Here is a 21976-nt window from a genome sequence, read left to right as displayed (position 1 = left end):
GGTCAATCTGTAATTGCAAATGACTCTCAATAGTATGTATGGCGATCCGCGACCGCCGGCCTGCGCCCGGCCGCAGGAGGAACAGATGTACGCGCTTGTCGATCGTCCCGTGGAGAGCCTCTGCAACGGCGGGCGCCTTCTGCTGTGGGCGATGCGCGGGTGGGCGCTGGCGATCGAGCGCGGATGCTGCCCGGCGCGCGCGCTGCACCGCGGCTTCGCGGGCGTCGGCGCGCTCGCCGCGCTGCCCGATGTCCACGTCGCCTTCGCGCTGCTCGTCAGCGGCTCGCGTACCCGGCTGGCGTTCGCGCCAATGGGCTGCGCGCGCATCGGCGAGGTCGAGGCGGTCCTGCTCCGCCTGTGGAGCGACGCGGCGTCGGGCGGGACGGACACGGCGCGCGCGACGCTCGGCCTGCTGGTCGACGAGGCGAGCGTTGCGCCCGCGCTCGCGGCGATCGACGCCGCCGCCTCGCAACTCGCAGCAGCCGGATTCGACCTTTCGCACCTCACCACGCCCTCTCCCAGCCTGTCAGGACCAACGACATGAGCGATCGCATCGCCGCCGCCGCGAAACTCGCGCCTTCCGCTTCGCTGACCGTGGAGGAGGTGCTGCGCGTGCGGCACTGGAACGATCATCTGTTCAGCTTCTCGATCACCCGCCCGCCGAGCTTCCGCTTCCGGTCGGGCGAATTCGTGCTGCTCGGCCTGCCGGGCGAGGGGCGGCCGCTGCTGCGCGCCTATTCGATCGCCAGCCCCGCCTATGCCGACGAGCTCGAGTTCCTGTCGATCAAGGTGCCCGACGGGCCGCTGACCTCGCGCCTTCAGGCGATCGCGCCGGGCGATCCGCTCTATCTCGGCCGCAAGCCGACGGGAACGCTGGTCGCCGACGCGCTGCTGCCGGGACGGCGGCTGTTCCTGCTGTCGACGGGCACCGGCCTCGCGCCCTTCCTCAGCCTCGCGCGCGACCCCGACATCTACGAACGCTTCAACGAGATACTGCTCGTCCATTGCGCGCGGCAGGTCAGCGACCTCGCCTTCCGCGAGGAACTGGAGAGCCAGCTTGCCGGCGACCCGCTGGTGCAGGACCAGGCGCTGCTGCAGTTCCACTATCTGCCCACCGTGACGCGCGAGGCGTTCCGGTCGACCGGGCGGATCGGCGCGCTGATCGACAGCGGCCGCCTGTTTGGCCATCCGCTGACCGGCGCGCCGCATTTCGATCCGGCGACCGACCGCATCATGATGTGCGGTAGCATGGCGATGATCCGCGACCTTCAGGCGCGCTTCGAGGCGCTGGGATTCCGGGAGGGATCGAACGCGGCGCCGGGCGATTTCGTGATCGAGCGCGCCTTCGTCGGATAGGGGCTTTTCGGGGAATCATCGGGCGTCGCGGCCGCTGAAGCGGTGAGCGCTCCATATTCCCGCATCCTTCCGTTCGTGTCGAGCGAAGTCGAGACACCCATCGGCGTGGCGCAAGGTCGATGGGTGTCTCGACTTCGCTCGACACGAACGGAAAGGGAAGTGATTGATTGGCGTGCGCCGCTCTACTCGCAGCGGGGTGAGCCGTTGCGGCGTTGTCGCCCACCCCCGACCCCTCCCGCTTGCGGGAGGGGGAGATCGGGCGGCGAAAGGCGGTATTCGGCCGGACGCCGCGCATTGATCGGGACCACACCTGGCTGATAGCATGAGGGCTCACCGGACAGGGAGACTCGCATGGCGCAGGGCATCGCACGCATCGGCAGAGACCGCTATCGCACCGCGATAGAGGTGGGCGGCCGCGCGCTTGTCGCCGACGAGCCGCCGGCGCTGGGCGGGCAGGGGGCGGGCTTCGCGCCCTATGACCTGTTGCTCGCCAGCCTCGGCGCCTGCACCGCGATCACGCTGCGCATGTACGCCGACCGCAAGGGCTGGCCGCTCGAATCGGTCGAGGTCTCGCTACGCCTCCACGGCCAGGAGGAACGGCGCATCGACCGCCGGCTGGCGATCGTCGGCCTCGATGCCGACCAGCAGGCGCGGCTCGCCGACATTGCCGAGCGCACACCGGTGACGCTGACGCTGAAGGCCGGCCTGCCGATCGACACCAGCCTCGCCTGACGGCGTCGGCGCATCGTTTACGCCGCTTTTACCAGTCCCGGTGCATGAATCCGCCGATGATTGCGACTGGGGACAGATGATGGACAGCATGCGCGGCCTGCTTTCGGGCAGCCATGACCAGGACGACGGCGCCATCGACGCGCCGCCGGCCGTCGGGGTCGACGAGCGGCGGATGCAGGTCCGGGCCTATAATCACTGGGCCTCGCTGCTCGGCGACCGTTCCTATCCGTCGGCCGAGGACCTCGACCTCGACAATGTCGGCGATTTCGGGCCGCATGCGGTGCTGCTCGATTTCACTGCCGGCATCGAGAATCCGGCGGTCGCCTTTCTGGGCGAGCGGCTGCGCGCCGAATCCGAAATCGACGAGGACGTCCAGTATATCAGCCAGATCCCCGGCCGGTCGCTGCTGTCGCGGCTGACCGACCATTATCTCCAGATCATCGCCAACCGCGCCCCGATCGGCTTTGAGGCCGAGTTCATCAACGACCGCGGCATCACCATCATGTATCGCGGCATCCTGCTGCCTTTCTCGTCCGACGACGACACGATCGATTTCATCCTCGGCGTGATCAACTGGAAGGAAGCGGCGCCCGCCGACCAGGCGGAGGAACTGCAATTGTCGGTCGAACAGGCGCTGCGCAGCGCGCCGCCGCTCACCGCGCCGGTGCCGGTCTGGGCCGACGGTCCCGACTCGGGCCATATGGACGACGCGGCCGAGCCGGGCTTCGCCGCGCTGGCGCCCGATGCCGCCGCCAGCGTTCGTGCACGCCGCCCGCTGACGCTCGACGGCGCTGGGGACGCGGACGAGGGCGCACCCGCCGCGCTCGACGAGACGGCGGAACTCGCCGATTGGCTGGCGCTCGCCCGCGAAACCGCGGAGCGCGCGCAGAGCGCCGACAGCCGCAGCCGCCACGCGCTCTATGCGGCGGTCGAGCGCGCCTGGGATTTCGCGCTGGCTGCCGAGGCGCAGCCGCAGGCTTTTGCCGCGCTGATCGAGGATGCCGGAATCCGGGCCCAGCCGCGCGCCCCGATGACGCCGGTGGTCAAGCTCGTCTTCGGCGCCGCCTACGACAAGACGCGGCTTGCCGAATATGCCTGCGTGCTGGGACATGCGCGTGAGGAGGGCGTCGGGCGGGGCGCGCTCGCCGCCTATCTCGACCGCTATCCGGGCGGGCTCAAGGGACTGGTCAAGGATGCGCGCGCCAGCCGCCGCCCGCGCCGCGAGACGGCGGATGCCGGCGGTGCGCGGCTCGAAGCGCTGCGCGCCGCGCCGCCCGCGGTGCTGCTAGAGCATGATGCGGGCGATGCCGAGTTCGTCGTGCTGATCGCGCGGACGATGCCCGGCGGCCATATCGGCGTCGTCGCCAAGGCGGCCGACGATCCGGCGTTGGTTGCGCGGCTTGCGAAGAAGGCGATCGCCATCGCTCCGGCCGCCTGACGCCCGCTCCGTCCGCGGGCGAAACTGCGATGAAAGCTGGGATTTGACGGGGGTGCGGGAGGCTGGCCGACCGCGCCTCGCGTAACAGACAAACCGAAGCTTGAAATTATTTTACGCTAGGGCGGGGGAGGGCTTGAGCCGCGCGCGCCGGAGGCGCATAGGGATCGGATCGAGCGGACCGGCCGGTTCCCGGCGAGGCCTGCCAACCTTGGCTCGGGGATACGACACCATCATGCCTCTTACCGATACCGAAGCGCCGGAAGCCTCTATTGCGCCGGCGGCGCAGGCGCCTGCAAAAATTTCCAAAGCCTATCAAGCCGCGCTGCACGGCAGCGCCCTCCCCGGCGAAGGGGACGACCTTGACGCCAAGGCGCTTGCCGCGGCGGGCGAGTTCGTCGCGCGGGCCTCGCTCGAACGCGCGCCCGGCAAGCCGTCGCTGCTGATCGAACCGATCGCGACCGACGGAATCGACCGGCGGATGCGCCTCGCGGTCGTCAACGACGACATGCCCTTCCTCGTCGATTCGACCTCGCAGATCGTTGGGGCGCAGGGGCTGGTCATCCACCGTATCCTCCACCCCGTCGTCTCGGTCGACCGCGATGCGAAAGGCAAGCTGACCGGGGTCGATTCGGGCAAGGCGGGCGCGACGCGCGAATCGGTCATCTACATGGAGCTGGAGCGCGGCGACGCACGCGCGCGCCGGCGCCTGATCGACGGGCTCGAAGCGGCGCTCGCCGACGTGCGTGCCGCGGTCGCCGACTGGAAGGCGATGCGCGCCGCGATGCTCGCCGATGCCGCGATGCGCGCCGACGGCGAGGGCGCCGAACTGCTGCGCTGGTTCGAGGGCGGCGCGATGACGCAGCTCGGCCACGAATGGCGCACGCGCGACGGCGCGGTCCACGATCCGCTCGGCATTTCGGCAAGCGGCAGTTCGCAGCTCGTGTCGGCCAACGCGCTCGCCGCGGCCTTCCAGTGGTTCGATGCGAAGGCGAAGGCGGGCACCGGCCATGCGCCGCTGCTGATCAAGTCGAACCGGCTGTCGTCAGTGCATCGCCGCGTGCTGCTCGATCTGGTCATCGTCCCCGAATATAAGGGCAAGAAGGCGGAGCGGCTGTCGATCCACGCCGGCCTGTGGACCAGCCAGGCGCTGTCGACCCCGCCCGCCAAGGTGCCGATGCTGCGCGCGCAACTCGACGCGCTGATGACGAAATTCGGCTTCGATCCCGCAGGGCACGCCGGCAAGGCGCTCGCGCATGCGCTGACCGCGTTGCCGCACGACCTGCTGATCGCGTTCGACGGCTCCGCGCTCGAGGAACTGGTGCTCACTTCGATGTCGATCACCGATCGGCCGCGCCCGAAGATCGTGATGGTGCAGAGCGCGCTCGGCCGCCACCTGTTCGCTTTCGTCTGGCTGCCCCGCGACGAGGTGTCGACGGGCCGCCGTCTCGCGGTCGAATCGCTGCTCGCGCGCGAAGCGAAGGCCGGCGTGATCGGCTGGACGATGGTGCTCGAAGACGGCGGCGCGGCGCTGCTCCGCTACACGCTCGACCTGCGCGGCGACGGCGTCGTGCCCGATGCGGCGGCGCTCAACGCCCAGCTCGAACAGATGGTGCGCGGCTGGCAGCCGGAGGTCGAGGCGGCGCTCGCGCGGCACGGCGACGCCGGGCGCGCGGCGGCGCTCGCGGCGCGCTTCGCCCCGCTGTTCCCGCCCAATTACCGCAACCTCTATGACCCCGAAGAGGCGGCGCGCGATATCCTGCGCCTGCGCGACCTCGATGCCGACCGGCCGCGCAGCGTCCGCCTCGCGAGGAAGAGCCTCGACGGCGACGACCGCCTGCGGCTCAAGGTCTATAGCGCCGCCGGCCCGCTGGCGCTGTCCGACGTCGTGCCGGCGCTCGAGCATTTCGGCTTCGAGGTGCTCGAGGAACTGCCGACCGAACTGCACGTCCGCTCGGGCGGCGACGAGGAGGGGGAAGGCGAGCCGACCTTCATCCACGATTTCACGCTGCGCCTTCCCGCCAATGTCGACGAACTGGCGTTGCTGCCGCATGTCGAGACGATCGAGGGCGCGATCGCCGCGGTGCTCGACGGCCGGGCGGAGAATGACGCGTTCAACGAACTGGTGCTGGTCACGCAGACCGAACCGCAGGCGATCGTCTGGCTGCGCGCCTGGTTCCGCTATCTGCGCCAGGGCGGATCGAGCTATGGCATGGACACTGTCGTCGCGGCGCTGCGCCACGCGCCCGCGCTGACCGCGGCGCTGATCGAACGGTTCTGCGCGCTCCACGATCCGAAGAGCCGCGACGCGGCGCGCGCCGAGGCGCTCGATGCGCAGATCAGGGCGGGCTTCGCGGGCATCAAGTCGATTGACGACGACCGCATCTTGCGGCTGTTCCACGCGGTGATCGGCGCGACGCTGCGCACCAACGCCTTCGCCCCCGCGGCGGCCGAGGCGCTGGCGTTCAAGATCGACAGCGCGCAGGTTCCCGGCCTGCCCAAGCCGCTGCCGTGGCGCGAGGTGTGGGTATACAGCCCCCGCGTCGAGGGCGTCCATCTGCGCGCCGGCCCGGTCGCGCGCGGCGGGCTGCGCTGGTCCGACCGGCGCGACGACTTCCGCACCGAGATTCTCGGCCTGATGAAGGCGCAGCGCGTCAAGAACGCCGTGATCGTGCCGACCGGCGCGAAGGGCGGCTTCTATCCGAAGGCGCTGCCCAACCCGGCGGAGGATCGCGATGCCTGGTTCGCCGAAGGCAAGGAATGTTATCGCATCTTCATCCGTTCGCTGCTGTCGATCACCGACAATCTGGCGGGCGGCAAGGTCGTGCATCCGAAGGACGTGGTGATCCGCGACGGCGAGGACCCTTATTTCGTCGTCGCCGCCGACAAGGGCACCGCGACCTTCTCCGACGTCGCCAATGCGCTGGCGATGGAGCGCGACTTCTGGTTGGGCGACGCGTTCGCGAGCGGCGGGTCGCATGGCTATGACCACAAGGGCATGGGCATCACCGCGCGCGGCGCCTGGGTCTCGGTCCAGCGCCATTTCGCCGAGATGGGCGTTGATGTGCAGACCGACACGGTGCGCGTCGTCGGCTGCGGCGACATGTCGGGCGACGTGTTCGGCAACGGCATGCTGCTGTCGAAGGCGATTAAGCTGGTCGCCGCCTTCGACCATCGCCACATCTTCCTCGACCCCGATCCCGATCCGACCAAAAGCTGGAAGGAGCGCGAGCGGCTGTTCAGGCTGCCGCGGTCGAGTTGGGACGATTATGACCGCAAGCTGATCTCGAAGGGCGGCGGCGTCTTCCCGCGCAGCCAGAAGAGCATCGCGCTGACCCCCGAGGTGCAGGCGGCGCTCGGCCTGTCGGTGTCGGAGATCGAACCGACGGCGCTGATCTCCGCGATCCTCAAGGCGCCGGTCGACCTGCTGTGGTTCGGCGGCATCGGCACCTATCTGAAGGCGGCGAGCCAGAACAATGCCGAGGTCGGCGACCCCGCCAACGATGCGCTGCGCGTCGATGCGGAGGACCTGCGCGTCCGCGTCGTCGGCGAGGGCGCCAACCTAGGCGTGACACAGGCGGCGCGCATCGCCTTCGCGATGCGGGGCGGGCGGATCAACGCCGACTTCGTGGACAACAGCGCCGGCGTCGACTGCTCGGACAACGAGGTCAACATCAAGATCGCGCTCAACCGCGAGATGGCCGAGGGCCGGCTGGCGCAGGCCGATCGCGACGCGCTGCTCGTCCGCATGACCGACGATGTCGCAGCGCTGGTGCTCGAGGACAACCGGCTCCAGGCGCTTGCGCTGTCGATCGCCGAAAAGGGCGGTGCCGGCGCGGTGCCGTCGCTGGTGCGAATCATGGAGACGTTCGAGGCGTCGGGGCGGCTCGACCGCAAGGTCGAAGGGCTCGCCGCGAACGACGAACTGCTTCGCCGCGCGCAGGAAGGGCGCGGGCTGACCCGGCCCGAACTCGCGATCCTGATCTCGACCGCGAAGCTCGCGCTTCAGGACGCGATTGAGGCGAGCGACCTGCCCGACGATCCGGCGCTAGCGGGCGATCTCGCGGCGGCCTTCCCGGCCGAGATGCAGCGCGATTTCGGCAAGGCGATCGCCGAGCACCAGCTGCGGCGTGAGATCATCGCGACCAAGCTCGCCAACCGCATCGTCAACCGCATGGGCGTCGTTCATCCCTTCGAACTGGTCGAGGAGGAGGGACGCTCGCTCGGCGACATCGCGGCGGCCTTCGTCGCGGTCGAGCGACTGCTCGACGTGCGCGAAATCTGGGCGTCGCTCGACACCGCGAAGATCGACGAATCGATCCGCCTGTCGCTGTTCAGCCAGGCCGCGTCGGCGATGACCTCGCAGATGGCGGACCTGCTGCGGATCAGCCCGACGCTCACCCAGCCGGGACCGATGGTCGCGCGGCTGGAGCCCGGCGTCGACCGGCTGACGATGACGGTCGACACGCTGCTCAGCGAATCGGTCCGGCGCCAGTGGGACATGCTCAGCAAGCAGTTGCTTGATGCCGGCGCGCCCGAGGCGTTGACCGCCGCGGTGGTGCGTCTGTTCAAGACCGACGGCGCGATCGGCATCGTCGACCTCGCCGAACGGCGCGGCGACGACGAGGTCGGGGTGACGACCGCCTTTACCCATCTGGGCGAGGCGCTGGGGCTCGACTGGGCGCAGACGCTCGCCGCGCACATGAGCCCCGCCGATCCGTGGGAGCGGCTGCTTGTCAACAGCCTCGCGCGCGATTTCCAGCAGATGCGCCTCGGCTTCCTCGCCGGGCTGCCGAAGGGCGATCTCGACGCGGCGGTGACGAAATGGCTCGCCGAGCATGCGGCGCGCGTCGCGCAGTTCCGCAGCGTCGTCGACCGTGCGCGGACGATCCCCAGCCCGAACGGCGCGATGCTTTCGCACATCGCCGGGCAGGCGCGCGGATTGCTGGGGCGATAGGTCGATGACAGGCCCGCGTCGTCATTGCGAGCGGAGCGAAGCAATCCGGAGCGGTTATGGCCCGCTCGGGATTGCCGCGTCGCTTCGCTTCTCGCAATGACGGAGCGGCGGACGTCGTCATGCCCTATCAGCCGCGCGTCGCGATCCTCGTCCCGGCCGCCGACTATGGCGAGCATTGGCATGCGGCGCTCGCGCGCAAGACCGCGGCGCTGACCGCCGCCGGGCTGGCGGTCGAGCCGCGGGTGTGGACCGATCCGGGCGATCTTTCGGGATTCGACCTGATCCTGCCGCTGCTCGCCTGGGGCTATCCGCGCGCATCCGCCCGCTGGTATGCGCTGCTCGACCGGCTCGAAGCCGAGGGGCTGCGGGTCGTCAATCCGGTGCCGGTGCTGCGCTGGAACAGCGACAAGGCCTATCTCGCCGAACTGGGCGCAAAGGGCATCGCCGTGGTGCCGACGATCGAGGTCACGGCGCTCGACGACGACGCATTGGCCGCTGCGCGCGCGGCGCTCGGCGCCGAAGAGCTGGTCGTGAAGCCGCCGGTGTCGGCGGGGTCAGACGGCACGCACCGGCTGGCGGCGGACGCCGCCGTCCCGCCCGATGCGCGCGGGCAGAGGCGGCTGATTCAGCCCTTCATGCCCGGCGTGCTTGCCGAGGGGGAATATTCGCTTTTCCTGTTCGGCGGCCGCTACAGCCACGCGATCGTCAAGCGCCCGGCGGCGGGCGACTTTCGCGTCCAGCCGCAATTCGGCGGGCGCGAAGAGATATGGACGGCGAGCGCGGCGGCGCGTTCGCTGGCTGAAAGCGCGCTGGCGGCGGCGCCGGCTGCGACCATCTATGCCCGCGTCGACATGATCGGCGATGGCCGCGGCGGCCTCGCGATCATGGAACTTGAACTGATCGAACCGCAACTCTTCCTGAATTTCGCGCCCGACAGCGGTGCGGCGTTCGGGGCAGCGGTGGCGGGGGCGCTGTTCGCCGGCCAATCATGAGCGGCCGATTCGCCAGCCGCTTTCCCGCCACAGCCATTGGCGGATCGCCGATGTCAGGTTTGGCGGGTCGTCGGCTTCCGTCCGCTCGACGTCGATCCGTGCGACGAGGGCGTTGACGGGCAGAGCCCGCCGCCGGGCCTCTGCCTCGAGCGCATCCCAGAACATCGGTTCGAGGCTGATCGAGGTCGGATGACCGGCGATGGTCACCGATCGCTTGACGGGGGGGTGGAAAGGTGGGGTGTCGGCCATTCAACCTATCTGCCGTCCGCATCCAGCGAAGTCGAGATGCCCGACGGAAAGGCGGGCACTCGCGGCGACGGCAAAGCCGCCGCCGTGACGTCAGACGGGTTCGGCCAGCCTTCGGGCCGACCGCCCCGCTGGCCGAGCCGGCGGCTGCCGCTTTGCGGCACCGGCGCCTAACTCGTCGTTCGCTTCGCGACCGCCTTCGTTACACGCCTGCCGCCGTCAATACATGTGCTGCCCGCCGTTGATGCTCATCGTCGATCCGGTCACGAAGCCGGCGTCTTCGCTGCACAGGAAGGCGACGCCGCGCGCGATCTCGTCGGCCTGGCCGAGGCGGCCGACGGGGATCTTGGCGACGATCTTCTCAAGCACCGGCGCGGGCACCGCGGCGACCATGTCGGTGTCGATGTAGCCGGGCGCGATCGCGTTGACCGTCACGCCCTTCTTCGCGCCTTCCTGCGCCAGCGCCTTGGTGAAGCCGTGGATGCCCGATTTGGCGGCGGCATAGTTGACCTGGCCATATTGCCCCGCCTGGCCGTTGATCGACCCGATGTTGACGATGCGGCCCCAGCCGCGCTCGACCATGCCGGGAAAGGTCGCCTTCGCCATGTTGAAGCAGCCGCCGAGGTTGATGCGCATCACGTCGTGCCAGTCGTCGTAGCTCATGCGGGCGAGCGTGCCGTCGCGGGTGATGCCGGCATTATTGACGACGATGTCGATCGGCCCGACCTCGTCCGCGACCCGCACGCAGCCGTCGAGGCACGCCTGATGGTCGCCGACGTCCCATTTATAGGCCGCTATCCCGGTGCGCTCGGTAAAGGCGCGCGCCTTTTCGTCATTGCCGGCATAGTTGGCGACGACGGTGATGCCCATGCCCTGCAGCTTCAGCGAAATGGCTTCGCCGATGCCGCGGGTGCCGCCGGTGACGATTGCGACGCGTGTCATGTCTGTTGCTCTCCCACAGATGTTCTACCCCTTGATTAGGACGGGGCGGGGAGCGTCGCAAGTTGACCGGAACGTCAATCGCGCATCGTTTCGGGCACGCGTCGGCCGGCGCGGACGCGCGAGACGTCGCCGACCGCAAACTCGGCGCCGGCGACGGTCAGCACAAGGTCCGCGCCGCCGCCCGCAAGCCCCGGCAGCAGCCCGTCCGCCGGCAAAGTCAGCAGCCGCAGCATGCCCGGCTCCCGCCCCGGATCGCCACCGCCCATCGTCGGCGCGGCGCGCTCTGCCAGGTCGCGCCACAGCGGCTCAAAGAAGGCGCGCGCGGGGGCGGACATAAGGCCGGGGTCGCGGCACCAGCCGCGCTGCGCCTGTTCGAACGCCTGCCGCAGATAGGCGCCGACCCACAGATCGGCCCGCGCGTTGTGGCGGGTCAGCGGCAGCGTGAGGATGTCGGCACGTGCCTCGCCCGTCTCCGGATCGGTCGCGTGCGTTACGTGCGTCCAGCGGATCGCGTGCAGCGCCGCCATCACCGCGCCGGCATCGGCGGCGGAAAAATCCTGCCGGCCCGCCGTGTCGCGGATAATCGCGATAATCTCCTCGGCGCGCGCGCGGGCGTCGCGGTTGGTGCGCACTGCATCGGTCAGTTCTTCGCTGGCGCCGACGGGCAGGATAGCGTCGGTCGCCAGCCGGTCGAGACGCGCTTCGAGCAGGTCGGCCATCGCCAGCATGCTCTGCCAATCGAAGGGGTGGAAGGCCGGGTCGGCGATGTCATAGCCCTCGGCGCCCAGCGCGGCGACCCAATCCTCCGGCGCATCCGCTGCTTCGCTTTCCGATTCGCCCGGTGCGGCCTCGATCACGTCGACCGGCCATTCGGGAAAGGGCTCGCCGTGCGGCGGATCGCGCGGCGGCCCGTCCTCGGCAAGGTGCAGCACGAGCGGCGCGTTCGTGGCCGGATGGCGGAAGAAAGCGAGCGAGCCGTGCCGCGGTCCGAGCCCGCCCCACAGCGCGGCGGGCAGCGCGTCGCAGGCGATCTGTGCGACGAAGACGGCGTCGACGCCATCGATCCGCGGCCAGTCGAGCGACGCGGGCAGGCGCAGGCGGCCGCCGATGCGGCTGTTCGTCGAGATCGCGTCGCGCAGCGGGACCTGCGGGACGAGGCGCACGACGACGCCGACGGCTGCCAGCGCGGCCTCGTCCGACGTGTCGGCTATCGGTGTCTCCGGCGGGGCGGCCGGGGCGTCGGCGGCGCGCTGCTCGACCGCGGCGATCTGCGCTTCGAGCACGGCCGCGTCGAAACGGTCGGGCGGCGCGCTTTCGTCGTCGGCTTCGGCCGCGTGCGTCGATTTGATTCGCGCGAGGCGCGACGGCGCCATGGCGATCGCCGGCTCGGCGTCGCGGGTCCGGCTCCGCTTTGCGAACGGCCGCTCGCGCGGTGCGGGCGCACGCGGCGCGGGCTCGGTCTGGGGACGCCGCGCGCGCAGGACCAGGAACAGGATCAGCAGGAAGACCAGCGTGACGCCGGCCAGCGTCAGCGCCGCCGATTGCAGGTCGCTCATGGCCTATCTCCACATCAAACGCCCGGCCGGCCGCGGGGCCGCGACAGCTTAGGCGAAGGAGTTAAACAGGAGGTAAGCGCTTTCCCCGACCGGCCATTTACCCCGGCAGCCAGCCGGCCAGTTCGCGCCGGACGAGCGCGGTCAGCATTTCGAGGCCCGCCACGTCGGCGTTGAGGCAGGGCAGATAGGCGAAATTGCGCCCGCCCGCGCGCTCGAAGGTCTGCTTGCCGCGAATCGCCAGTTCCTCCAGCGTTTCGAGGCAGTCGGCGGCGAAGCCGGGGGCGAAGACCGCGACGCTGCGGCCTTCGCCGCCCAGCCGTGCGAGCGTCGCCTCGGTTGCGGGTTCGAGCCAGCGGGCGCGGCCGAAGCGCGACTGGAAGGCGACCTCGACCGGGCGGCCGAGCGCGTCGGACAGAAGTCGCGCCGTCGTCTGGCACTGGTCGTGATAGGGATCGCCGAGCGCGCGCGTCCGCTCGGGCATGCCGTGGAAGCTCGCGAGCAGCACGTCGGGCGCGAAGTCGAGCGCCGCCAGCCCCGCTTCGACCGATGCCTTCAGCGCGCCGATATAGGCGGGGTCGTCGGGGTAGGGCGGCAGGAAACGCAGGCTCGGCTGCGCGCGCAGCGTCGCCAGATGCGCGCCGACGGCATCGACCGCGGTCGCGGTCGTCGCGCCGCAATATTGGGGATAGAGCGGCACGACGAGGATGCGATCGCACCCTGCGGCGATCAGCGCGTCGATCGCCGGGCCGATCGCCGGCTCGCCATAGCGCATCGCGTAAGTGACCCGCGCCGCCGGGCCAAGGTCGGCCTGCAGCGCGTCGGCCTGTGCCCGCGTGATCGCGGCGAGCGGCGAGCCCGCATCGCTCCATATCAGCCGATAGGCGCGCGCCGATTTCGCGGGCCGCGTGGTCAACACCGCGCCGCGCAGGATCGGCTGCCACAGGAGGGGCGGGATTTCGACGACGCGCCGGTCGGACAGGAATTCGGCCAGATAGCGGCGCACCGCCCCCGGCTCGGGCGCGTCGGGGGTGCCGAGATTGACGAGCAGCACGCCGATGCGCGCGCCGTTATGGCCGGGCGGCGGCGTCACAGCGGATGCGCCGACAGCGGCAGGCGACGGATGCGGCGGCCCGTTGCGGCGAACATCGCGTTGGCGACTGCGGGGGCGACGACCGGCACCCCGATCTCGCCGATCCCGCCGGGGTCGCGGTCGCTGTCGATGAACTCGATCAGGATCTGCGGCGTCTGCGACAGGCGCGGCAGGCCGATCTGGTGCAGCTTGCGCGCTGTGGCGAGGCCGCCTTCGTAATCGGTCGTCGCGCCGACCGCGGCGGCGAGGCCGAAGATCAGCCCGCCCTCCACCTGCTGCCGCGCGATCGCAGGGTTCACCAGCCGCCCGGCATCGACCACCGCGACGAGTTGTTCGACCTGCAACCCCTTGTCGCTGGCGCGCGCGGTCGCCATCAGCGCGATATGACTGCCGCGCATCGAATGGCAGGCCAGTCCCTGCGCGGTGCCGGCGAGGCCGCCCTCCCAGCCGCCGAGGCTGGTCGCGGTGAGCAGGCAGCGTGCGAGCAGCGGCGCCTGTCCCAGCATCGCCATGCGATAGGACAGCGCATCGGCCCCGGCGCGCGCCGCCATCTCGTCGACGAAACATTCGGTGAAGAAGGCGGTGTAGCTGTCGGCGTTGCCGCGCCAGCGCGCGGTCGGCAGGCCGATGTCGGCGGGGCAATGATCGACTGCGCGATGCGGAATGGCATAGACGCCGCCCGCGCCCTCGACCGCCGCCGCGTCGACCCGCCCCGCGGCGTCGCGCTGCGCGACGTCGGCGGGCGTGCCGTCGAACAGGCGGGCGCGGGCCTCGTGATTCGTCGCTGGCACGGCGATCCGCGCGACGAGCGCGTCGATGCCGCCCGCCGCGTTGAGCGTCGCGGTCATCTTCGCGCGCGCGGGCGCACGCGGCATGTCGCGCATGATCTCTTCGGCGCGTGACCAGCAGAGCTGGACGGGACGCTTCACCTGCCGCGCGATGATCGCCGCCTGCACCGCGACGCTGTGGTCGAGGCAGGCGTCGAACGATCCGCCCGCCATCATCGGGAACAATGTCACGGCGGCGGGGGACAGACCCGTGGCGCGCGCGATCGCGTCGCGGCACTGCGCGGGCGCCTGCGTCGCAACCCAGACGCGCAGTCGGTCGCCCGAAGGCGCGGCGGTCGCGGTGCGCGTCTCGATCGGGGCGTGGAGCGCCGGAGCGACGAGATAGTCGGCGGCGATCCGCTCGCGGCCCGCCATCGCGTCCTCGACGTCGCCCTTGCGCGCGATGCGAGAGCCGTCGCCCTTCAGCGCGGCGGCGAGCGCGCGGTCGATGCCGTCGCTGGAAATCGGGGTTCCGCCGGTTTCGAACTCGGGGGCGAAGCGGTCGAGCGCGCGGTTCGCGGCCCACCAGTTGCGCGCGACCGCGGCGACCCAGCGCTCGTGCTCGACGACCGACAGCACGCCGGGCGAGGCGAGCCCCGCCTTGCGGTCGATGCGCTTCAGCCGCGTCGCGCCGAACGGTCCCTGGCGGATCGCGGCATAGACCATGTCGGGCAGGCGGATGTCGCCGGCGTAATTGGCTGACCCGTCAACCTTCGCCGGCAGGTCGAGCCGGGTGAGATCCTTGCCATAGAGCGGGTCGGCGCTCGACGCGCGATAGACGGGCTCGGCGGGCGGTTCGAGCAAAGCGGCGGCAGCGGCCAGCTCTCCAAAGGACAGTTTCCGGGGGCCGAGGGTGACGAAGCCGTCCTGCGTGTCGCACTGCTGCCAGTCGGCGTCCCAGCGCCGCGCTGCCGCCATCATCAGCAGCGCGCGCGCCTGCGCCGCGGCGTCGCGGCACGGCGCTTCGAACATGCGCACCGACGAGCTGTTGGCGGTCAGCATCACCGCGTGGCGCACAGCCCATTCGCGCCGCGCCCAGCTGCGCACGTCCGCGACGAAATCGGGGATGCCGGCGCGCGGCATGAAGGCGGCGCTATCCTCGTCGACGATCAGCGTGTTGGTGTAGAGCGCGTTGATCGGCGCCGTCTCGACCGCGACCGTGCGCCAGTCGGCGCCCAGTTCGTCGGCCATGATCTGCGGCAGCAGCGTGGTGACACCCTGGCCCATCTCGCATTGCGGGACGATCGCGCTGATATGCCCGTCGTCGCCGATCTTCAGGAAGGCGTTGAAGACATGCTCGTCGGGCGCGGCGGTCAGGTTGGGGCGATAATCGCGCGGCCACACCGACCAGGCGAGCGCCAGCCCGCCCGCCGCGGTGGCGCCGACCAGCAGCGAACGGCGGCTGACCGGCGGCAGGCGCCGCCCCTTCGTGTCGATCGTGTCGCGAATGCCCGCCATCACCGCTGCTGATAAGCGGGGCGCGGCGGGGAGGCAAAGGCTTTCGGGTGGCTTTTATTCCGGCCATCCCCACGGCGCGGGGGGCGGGGGCACCGGCCGGTCATAGTCGAAGGCGACGCGGAACAGGCGGCCCTCGCGCCGCAGTTCATAGACATAGCCCGAATCGCTGGTCTCGACGGCCCAGACGTTGGTCGTCGACGCGTGGCTTCCAGTGCGTCCGAACAGCGCGATCGATTCGGCGTCGACGGGAAATTCCTGCCGCGTCGCGGTGCCGGGGGTCGCGGTATCGCCGCCGTACATCGTCGTCTCGTCCTTCGATCCGTCGGCGTGGCGATGGTCGTGCTTCAGCCGCAGGCCGACGTCGGTGCGGGTGATGATCCAGGTGCGCGAACGGTCCCAGCCGCCATCCTCGGCCAATCCCTCGATATGGAACGGAATTTCGATCCGGTCGGGGGTGCAGCGGCGGAAATGAACGATCATTGCCTTGTCGCGCATCGCGGCGTCGGCCTGCTGGTCGCTGACGAGGCGCCCGGCATAAGCCTTGCCGCAATGGTCGGCGAGCGCGGCGAAGAAGGCATCCTGCGGGTCCGCCTGCGCGGGCGAGGTAGCGCAGGCCGCAAGCGCGGCGGCGGCCGTGGCGGCAAAGAACGGCTTCATGTCGGCTAGTCCCCTGTCAGGCTTCCTATTTCAACAGTCCCAGCCGCGGAATCTCGACCTTCGGGCAGCGATCCATGACCACGGTCAGCCCCGCCGCCTCGGCGCGGCGCGCGGCGTCATGGTCGATCACGCCGATCTGCATCCACACCGCCTTCGCGCCGTGGACGATCGCCTCGTCGACCGCGGCGCCGGCTTCGGCGCTGTTGCGGAAGATGTCGACGATCTCGGCCGGCGGTTCGACATTGGCGAGCGTCGCGACGACCGGCGCGCCGTGGATCGTCGCGCCCGCGTGGCCGGGGTTGACCGCGATCACGTCATGCCCCTGGCGGACGAGGAAGCCGAGCACCTCGTTCGAGGCGCGCGCCGGGTTGGGGGAGGCGCCGACCACCGCGATACGGCGCGGCCGGCTCAGCAACTCGCGGATTTCGCCTTCGTCGTTGATCGCCATCTAGCGGCCTTTCCGTGCTTCGAGCCATGCGGCGACGCGCGCCGCTATCGCGTGGAACGGCTCGCCTTGCGGGTCGGTTCCGGCGGCGGGCGGAACGCCGCCGTCGCTCGCGAGGCGGATGCCCATCGCCAGCGGCACCCGGCCCAGAAAGTCGAGCCCCATCTCCTTCGCCGCCGTCTCGGCGCCGCCGCTGCCGAACGGGTCGCTCACCCCGCCGCAATGCGGGCAGACATAGCCCGCCATATTCTCGACGAGGCCGATGATCGGCACCTCGACCTGCTCGAACAGTGACACGGCGCGCGCCGCGTCCATCAGCGCCAGGTCCTGCGGGGTCGAAACGATCACCGCGCCCGCCGGCTTGTGCTTCTGGATCATGGTCAGCTGAACGTCGCCGGTGCCGGGGGGCAGGTCGACGACCAGCGTGTCGACCGCACCCCAGCTCGCGTCGATGAGCTGTTCGAGCGCGCGCCCGGCCATCGGCCCGCGCCACGCGATCGCCTGCCCCGGCGCGGCGATCTGCCCGGTCGACAGCATCGGCACGCCATAGGCATTGTCGACCGGCACCAGCTTCGACCCGCGCGACGCGGGCTTGGCATCCTCGCTGTCCATCAGCCGGGGCAGCGACGGGCCGTGGATGTCGGCATCGACCAGCCCGACCCTGACCCCCAGCCGCCGCAGTGCGACCGCCAGATTGGCCGCGAGGGTCGACTTGCCGACGCCGCCCTTGCCGCTGCCGACCGCGATGATGGTGAGCGTCTTCTTTTCGGCGGTCATCGCGACGCGGACCTCTCGCACTCCCGCTTCGTTCAGCAACGCGGCGCGCACCCTGTCCTCGAGCGGCTGGCGCTCGTCGGTGGCAAGGCCGGTGACGTCGAGGACGACCGCGAGCAGACCCGTGTCGTCGAGCAGCCGCAAGCCCGATGTGCGCCCCGCCGACGCCTCCGCGGCGGTGGCGGTCAGGCGGGCGATGTCGGGGGCTGGGTCGGTCATGTCCAGCGCAGATAGGCATGATGGGCCGGATTGCCAGCCATTTTATCCAGACACCCCCTGTTAATCGCGCCCGCCGCCCCTATAAATGCAGGCATGAGCAATGGCAGCGATGGCAACATGGAAGGCCGCGCCCCCGGGGGAGTGCGGCAATTTTTCCATCAGATCAGTCAGATGGCAAACAGTCCCTGGGGCAATGGCCCCAAGGGGGGCAAGGATGACGGCGGCGACGGCAAGCGGCCCGGCCCGCGCAATCCGTGGGTGACGCCCGACCCGACCGACCCGCTGCGCGGACGCAAGCCGCGCGGTCCCTCGGCGCTCGACGAGCTGCTGCGCAAGGGACGCGGCTTCGGTGGCGGTGGCGGCTCGGGCGGCGGCGGCGATGGCGGCGGCTTCGACGTCGCGATGGCGGCGCGGCGCTGGAAATGGGCGATCGTCGCGGTCGTGCTGGTCATGGTGCTGCTGTCGATGGTGCATATCGTGCCGCCCGAAAAGGAAGGCGTCGTCACGCGGCTCGGCAGCTATTCGCGGACGGTCGGCCCGGGCGTCAAATGGACGCTGCCGCCGCCGCTCGAGCGGATTCGGCTGGAGGACGTGCGCGCGATCCGCACCATGCCGATCGGTTCGCCCAACGCGACCGACGAGAATTTCGTGCTGACCCGCGACCAGAGCCTTGTCGACCTCGCCTATGAGGTCCGCTGGTCGGTGCGCGATCCCGAACTCTATTTCTTCCAGCTCGCCGACCCCGACGGGACGATCCGCGAGGTGGCCGAAAGCTCGATGCGCGCGACGGTCGCCAATTTCGACCTCGTCCAGGCAATCGGCCCGGGCCGCGTCGAGATCGAGGCGCAGGTGCAGCGGCGGATGCAGGACCTGCTCGACCAGTATCGCGCCGGGGTGACGATCCAGGGCATCGCAATCCGGCAGGCCGATCCGCCGAGCCAGGTCGACGAAGCGTTCAAGGAGGTCACCGCGGCACGGCAGGAGCGCGAATCGGCGATCAACCGCTCGCGCGCCTATCAGCAGCAGGTGCTCGAACGCGCGCGCGGCGACACCGCGGCGTTCGACCAGATCTACGAACAGTACAGGCTCGCGCCGGGCGTGACCCGCAAGCGGCTCTATTACGAAACTATGGAGAGCATTTTGTCGAACGTCGACAAGACGATCGTCGAGGCGCGCGGGGTGACACCCTATCTGCCGCTTAACGAAGTGCAGCGCCGCCTGAACAGCAGCGAGGCCGACGCGGCCGCGGCGCCCGCGAAGGGAGGCCAGTGATGTTCGAATCGCTGATGCGCAACCCGCTCCGCCTGCTCGTCGGGCTGCTCGCCTTCCTCGTCCTGCTGTCGCAGACGCTCGCGATCGTGCCCGAGGACAAGCAGGCGCTGATCCTGCGCTTCGGCGAGATCGAGCGCACCGTGAACCGCTACAAGTCCGGCGAGCAGTTCGGCCGGTCGGGTGCCGGGCTCGTCGTGCGCGTGCCCTTCATCGACGGCATCCAGTATATCGACAAGCGCGTACTGGGCGTGAACATGGAGCGCCAGCAGGTGCTCTCGACCGACCAGCAGCGGCTGCAGGTCGATGCCTTCGCGCGCTTCCGCATCACCAACCCGGTGCGCATGTACACCGCGATCCGCTCCGAGGAACGGTTGCAGCAGCAGCTCGCGACGATCCTCGGCTCGTCGCTGCGCAACGAACTGGGCAAGCGGACCTTCGCGACGCTGCTGTCGCCCGAGCGTGGCGCAGTGATGGACAATATCCAGATCGCGCTCAACCGCGAGGCGCAGAAGTACGGCGCCGAGATCATCGACGTCCGCATCAAGCGCGCCGACCTGCCTGAAGGGGCGACGCTGGTCGCGGCCTACAACCGCATGCGGTCGGCCCGGCAGCAGGAAGCGATCGCGATCCGCGCCGAGGGCGAGAAGGAAGCGCAGATCATCCGCGGCAACGCCGACGGCGAGGCGGCGCGCATCTATGCCGCCAGCTTCGGCAAGGACCCCGAATTCTATGATTTCTACCGGGCGATGCAAAGCTATCGGCAGACCTTCCTGGGCGAGAACAACCAGGGCGGATCGTCCTTGATCCTGTCGCCCGACAATGAATATCTGAAGCGGTTCCGAGGGGGCTGACACTCGCTGCCCGGCGGCGGGACGGTCGATGAACGGGATGTGCAACCGCCGTTCATGTTCAATTGCCGTTCAGCCACGCGGTCGCAGACAACCGCCGCCGGGGCCACGGGTTTTTCGTGAGAGAAGAGGATTTGCGATCGTGCGATATGTTTATGGCATCACTTCGGCCTTGCTGGTGGGCGGCACGGCGCTGGCGCTGGTCACCCAGTCGCCCGTCGGCGCGCAGGTTGCGCAGAACGAGCGCAGCGAAATCGCCAAGGCCGTTCCGCGCGCCGGCGCGCCCGAAAGCTTCGCCGACCTCGTCGAGCAGTTGCAGCCCGCGGTGGTCAACATCTCGACCAAGCAGGAGGTGACGCTCGGCGTCCGGCTCAATCCCTTCGCGGGCACGCGCGAGCCGATCACGCAGGAACAGCAGGGGGGCGGCTCGGGCTTCCTGATCTCGACCGATGGCTATATCGTCACCAACAACCACGTCATTTCCGGCGGTCCGCGCGGCGAGGAAGTCAACCAGGTCACGGTGACGCTGACCAACCAGAAGGAATATAAGGCGCGGATCGTCGGCCGCGACGTCGCATCCGACCTCGCCTTGCTCAAGATCGACGCGACGGGTCTGCCCTTCGTCAAGTTCGCAGACGGCAGTTCGGCGCGCGTCGGCGACTGGGTGATCGCGATCGGCAATCCGCTCGGCCTCGGCTCGACGGTCACCGCCGGCATCATCTCGGCGGTCCAGCGCAACCTGGGTCAGGGCGGGGCCTACGACCGCTATATCCAGACCGACACCGCGATCAACCGCGGCAATTCGGGCGGCCCGCTGTTCGACCTCAACGGCAATGTCGTCGGCATCAACAACATGCTGATCTCGCCGGTGGGCGCGAACATCGGCGTCAACTTCGCGATCCCCGCCGAAGCGGCGATCCCGGTGATCAACGCGCTGCGCTCGGGCGAGAAGATCGAGCGCGGCTACCTCGGCATCGGCATCGCGCCGGTCGACGAGGACCTCGCTTCGGCGCTCGGCCTGCCCAAGGATCGCGGCGAGTTCGTCCAGCGCGTCGAGGAAGACGGTGCGGCGGCGAAGGCCGGGCTCAAGCGCGGCGACGTCGTGACCAAGGTCAACGGCAAGGATGTGACCCCGCAGCAGACGCTGTCCTACATCGTCGCCAACACCAAGCCGGGGACGCGTATCCCGATCGAGGTGGTGCGCGAGGGCAAGACGATGACCCTGACCGCCGTCGTCGGCACCCGCCCGCCCGAATCGGAGCTTGCCGGCGCCAATTTCGATCCCGAGGACGATCAGGCGCTGCCCGACGATCCCAAGGGGACCGCCGACCAGACGGTGCAGGATACGCTCGGCCTCGCGGTGCAGACGCTGACCTCCGACATCGCGCGCGCGGTCGGCGTCGATGCCGGCACCAAGGGGCTGGTGATTGTCGCCGCCGCGGGCAGCAGCGATGCCGGCCGCAAGGGGCTGCGCCGCGGCGACGTGATCGTCAGCGCCAACCGCACGCCGGTGACGTCGAGCGAGGCGCTGGCAAAGGTGCTGAGCGATGCGAAGAAGGCAGGCCGCGACGCGGTGCTGCTCGAAGTCCTGCGTCGCGGCGGTCCCTCCGCCTTCATCGCGATCCGCCTCAAGGGCAATTGACCGGCTCGTCCGGCCATCGAAAGGGGCGCCGCGATCCTCGGGTCCGGCGCCCTTTTTCTTTGCGCTCGCCGCGCGATGTTCCTATCATGTTCTCATAATCGCGAATCGGGAGATGACAGAATGATCGGATATGTGACGCTGGGCACGAACGACTTGGCGAGGGCCGCGACCTTTTATGATGCGATCGCGGCCGAACTCGGTGTGTCGCGGATGATGGAGTTCGATAATTTCATCGCGTGGGGCAAGGAAGGCGGCGCCGCCGGGATCGGCCTGACCCGGCCTTTCGACGGCAACCCCGCGACCGTCGGCAACGGCGTGATGGTCGCGCTGGAGGCACGCGACGCGGAGCAGGTCCAGCGTCTCCACGCCATCGCGCTTGCCAACGGCGGCACCTGCGAAGGCCCGCCGGGACCGCGCGGCGAAGGCTTCTACGCCGGCTATTTCCGCGACCCCGACGGTAACAAGCTCAACGCTTTCATCATGGGGTGAGGAACCTCAGGCGGGGGGATTCCGGACATTTCCTGTCCT

18 protein-coding genes are annotated in these 21976 nt (G+C 69.8%); 10 read left to right on the top strand and 8 right to left on the bottom strand.

Translation table 11 applies throughout. The annotated features are described in order from the left end of the window. Nucleotides 1–85: 85 nt before the first annotated feature. From AC2S9W_RS01145 to AC2S9W_RS01120, 6 genes are all read left to right on the top strand, one after another. Nucleotides 86–544: a hypothetical protein gene (locus AC2S9W_RS01145; protein WP_424543629.1), complete on the top strand. Its 459-nt coding sequence runs from the start codon at nucleotides 86–88 to the stop codon at nucleotides 542–544. Beyond that, nucleotides 541–1356 (top strand): ferredoxin--NADP reductase, encoded by an 816-nt coding sequence (locus tag AC2S9W_RS01140; RefSeq protein ID WP_067186150.1) that lies wholly within the window; start codon nucleotides 541–543, stop codon nucleotides 1354–1356. The genes AC2S9W_RS01145 and AC2S9W_RS01140 overlap by 4 nt, the downstream gene beginning before the upstream one ends. A gap of 351 nt (nucleotides 1357–1707) precedes the next feature. Then, the gene (locus tag AC2S9W_RS01135; RefSeq protein ID WP_067110979.1) at nucleotides 1708–2088 is read left to right on the top strand and encodes an OsmC family protein; all 381 of its coding nucleotides are present in this window, start codon (nucleotides 1708–1710) and stop codon (nucleotides 2086–2088) included. A gap of 79 nt (nucleotides 2089–2167) precedes the next feature. Further along, nucleotides 2168–3526, top strand: a complete 1359-nt coding sequence (locus AC2S9W_RS01130; RefSeq protein ID WP_486571503.1) for a PAS domain-containing protein — start codon at nucleotides 2168–2170, stop codon at nucleotides 3524–3526. Nucleotides 3527–3758: 232 nt separating this feature from the next. Next, nucleotides 3759–8480, top strand: coding sequence for an NAD-glutamate dehydrogenase (locus tag AC2S9W_RS01125; RefSeq protein ID WP_486571502.1), 4722 nt, complete (start codon nucleotides 3759–3761; stop codon nucleotides 8478–8480). A gap of 119 nt (nucleotides 8481–8599) precedes the next feature. Next, nucleotides 8600–9472: an ATP-grasp domain-containing protein gene (locus AC2S9W_RS01120; RefSeq protein WP_486571501.1), complete on the top strand. Its 873-nt coding sequence runs from the start codon at nucleotides 8600–8602 to the stop codon at nucleotides 9470–9472. Here the strand turns inward: AC2S9W_RS01120 and AC2S9W_RS01115 are convergent. The 8 genes from AC2S9W_RS01115 to AC2S9W_RS01080 form a co-directional block, all read right to left on the bottom strand. Then, the gene (locus AC2S9W_RS01115; RefSeq protein ID WP_486571500.1) at nucleotides 9467–9721 is read right to left on the bottom strand and encodes a ribbon-helix-helix domain-containing protein; all 255 of its coding nucleotides are present in this window, start codon (nucleotides 9719–9721) and stop codon (nucleotides 9467–9469) included. The two genes, AC2S9W_RS01120 and AC2S9W_RS01115, sit on opposite strands and share 6 nt — an antisense overlap. 216 nt (nucleotides 9722–9937) lie before the next feature. Next, nucleotides 9938–10660 (bottom strand): acetoacetyl-CoA reductase, encoded by a 723-nt coding sequence (gene phbB / locus AC2S9W_RS01110; RefSeq protein WP_067110968.1) that lies wholly within the window; start codon nucleotides 10658–10660, stop codon nucleotides 9938–9940. A gap of 74 nt (nucleotides 10661–10734) precedes the next feature. Further along, on the bottom strand, nucleotides 10735–12216 hold the full coding sequence (locus AC2S9W_RS01105; RefSeq protein ID WP_486571499.1) for a DUF1963 domain-containing protein: 1482 nt from the start codon (nucleotides 12214–12216) through the stop codon (nucleotides 10735–10737). 97 nt (nucleotides 12217–12313) lie between these two features. Next, nucleotides 12314–13306, bottom strand: coding sequence for a ferrochelatase (gene hemH / locus AC2S9W_RS01100; RefSeq protein ID WP_067110961.1), 993 nt, complete (start codon nucleotides 13304–13306; stop codon nucleotides 12314–12316). Then, on the bottom strand, nucleotides 13303–15591 hold the full coding sequence (locus AC2S9W_RS01095) for a xanthine dehydrogenase family protein molybdopterin-binding subunit (RefSeq protein ID WP_486571498.1): 2289 nt from the start codon (nucleotides 15589–15591) through the stop codon (nucleotides 13303–13305). The genes hemH and AC2S9W_RS01095 overlap by 4 nt, the downstream gene beginning before the upstream one ends. Nucleotides 15592–15645: 54 nt before the next feature. After that, nucleotides 15646–16248 carry a hypothetical protein gene (locus AC2S9W_RS01090; protein ID WP_067186138.1) on the bottom strand — a complete coding sequence of 201 codons (603 nt, stop codon included), beginning with the start codon at nucleotides 16246–16248 and terminating at the stop codon, nucleotides 15646–15648. Between the two features lie 25 nt (nucleotides 16249–16273). Next, complete coding sequence (locus AC2S9W_RS01085; protein WP_067110954.1) at nucleotides 16274–16696, bottom strand: CoA-binding protein; 423 nt, start codon at nucleotides 16694–16696, stop codon at nucleotides 16274–16276. Beyond that, nucleotides 16697–17686: an Mrp/NBP35 family ATP-binding protein gene (locus AC2S9W_RS01080; RefSeq protein WP_067186137.1), complete on the bottom strand. Its 990-nt coding sequence runs from the start codon at nucleotides 17684–17686 to the stop codon at nucleotides 16697–16699. A 171-nt stretch (nucleotides 17687–17857) separates the two neighbouring features. Between AC2S9W_RS01080 and hflK the strand changes: the two genes are divergently transcribed. The 4 genes from hflK (at nucleotide 17858) to AC2S9W_RS01060 (ending at nucleotide 21937) form a co-directional block, all read left to right on the top strand. Then, nucleotides 17858–18958 (top strand): protease modulator HflK, encoded by a 1101-nt coding sequence (hflK, locus tag AC2S9W_RS01075; protein ID WP_311880123.1) that lies wholly within the window; start codon nucleotides 17858–17860, stop codon nucleotides 18956–18958. Beyond that, the gene (gene hflC, locus AC2S9W_RS01070; RefSeq protein WP_067110943.1) at nucleotides 18958–19809 is read left to right on the top strand and encodes a protease modulator HflC; all 852 of its coding nucleotides are present in this window, start codon (nucleotides 18958–18960) and stop codon (nucleotides 19807–19809) included. Before hflK ends, hflC begins: the two co-directional genes overlap by 1 nt. A 139-nt stretch (nucleotides 19810–19948) precedes the next feature. Then, on the top strand, nucleotides 19949–21448 hold the full coding sequence (locus AC2S9W_RS01065; RefSeq protein WP_067110941.1) for a trypsin-like peptidase domain-containing protein: 1500 nt from the start codon (nucleotides 19949–19951) through the stop codon (nucleotides 21446–21448). 120 nt (nucleotides 21449–21568) lie between these two features. Next, entirely contained in the window at nucleotides 21569–21937 is a 369-nt protein-coding gene (locus tag AC2S9W_RS01060) for a VOC family protein (RefSeq protein ID WP_067186135.1), read from the top strand. Nucleotides 21938–21976: the final 39 nt, after the last annotated feature.

This window comes from Sphingopyxis sp. 550B (genome assembly GCF_057401805.1).
Note: the sequence above shows the minus strand (reverse complement) of the source record. Positions and strands in the feature narration are given on the sequence as shown.

What these genes read in the sequence shown, in the direction of transcription:
- AC2S9W_RS01090 (WP_067186138.1), bottom strand. Translation starts at nt 16,248, where the DNA reads ATGAAGCCGTTCTTTGCCGCCACGGCCGCCGCCGCGCTTGCGGCCTGC.
- phbB (WP_067110968.1), bottom strand. Translation starts at nt 10,660, where the DNA reads ATGACACGCGTCGCAATCGTCACCGGCGGCACCCGCGGCATCGGCGAA.
- AC2S9W_RS01080 (WP_067186137.1), bottom strand. Translation starts at nt 17,686, where the DNA reads ATGACCGACCCAGCCCCCGACATCGCCCGCCTGACCGCCACCGCCGCG.
- AC2S9W_RS01140 (WP_067186150.1), top strand. Translation starts at nt 541, where the DNA reads ATGAGCGATCGCATCGCCGCCGCCGCGAAACTCGCGCCTTCCGCTTCG.
- AC2S9W_RS01115 (WP_486571500.1), bottom strand. Translation starts at nt 9,721, where the DNA reads ATGGCCGACACCCCACCTTTCCACCCCCCCGTCAAGCGATCGGTGACC.
- AC2S9W_RS01105 (WP_486571499.1), bottom strand. Translation starts at nt 12,216, where the DNA reads ATGAGCGACCTGCAATCGGCGGCGCTGACGCTGGCCGGCGTCACGCTG.
- AC2S9W_RS01130 (WP_486571503.1), top strand. Translation starts at nt 2,168, where the DNA reads ATGGACAGCATGCGCGGCCTGCTTTCGGGCAGCCATGACCAGGACGAC.
- hflK (WP_311880123.1), top strand. Translation starts at nt 17,858, where the DNA reads ATGGCAAACAGTCCCTGGGGCAATGGCCCCAAGGGGGGCAAGGATGAC.
- AC2S9W_RS01125 (WP_486571502.1), top strand. Translation starts at nt 3,759, where the DNA reads ATGCCTCTTACCGATACCGAAGCGCCGGAAGCCTCTATTGCGCCGGCG.
- AC2S9W_RS01120 (WP_486571501.1), top strand. Translation starts at nt 8,600, where the DNA reads ATGCCCTATCAGCCGCGCGTCGCGATCCTCGTCCCGGCCGCCGACTAT.
- AC2S9W_RS01145 (WP_424543629.1), top strand. Translation starts at nt 86, where the DNA reads ATGTACGCGCTTGTCGATCGTCCCGTGGAGAGCCTCTGCAACGGCGGG.
- AC2S9W_RS01095 (WP_486571498.1), bottom strand. Translation starts at nt 15,591, where the DNA reads ATGGCGGGCATTCGCGACACGATCGACACGAAGGGGCGGCGCCTGCCG.
- hflC (WP_067110943.1), top strand. Translation starts at nt 18,958, where the DNA reads ATGTTCGAATCGCTGATGCGCAACCCGCTCCGCCTGCTCGTCGGGCTG.
- AC2S9W_RS01085 (WP_067110954.1), bottom strand. Translation starts at nt 16,696, where the DNA reads ATGGCGATCAACGACGAAGGCGAAATCCGCGAGTTGCTGAGCCGGCCG.
- AC2S9W_RS01060 (WP_067186135.1), top strand. Translation starts at nt 21,569, where the DNA reads ATGATCGGATATGTGACGCTGGGCACGAACGACTTGGCGAGGGCCGCG.
- AC2S9W_RS01135 (WP_067110979.1), top strand. Translation starts at nt 1,708, where the DNA reads ATGGCGCAGGGCATCGCACGCATCGGCAGAGACCGCTATCGCACCGCG.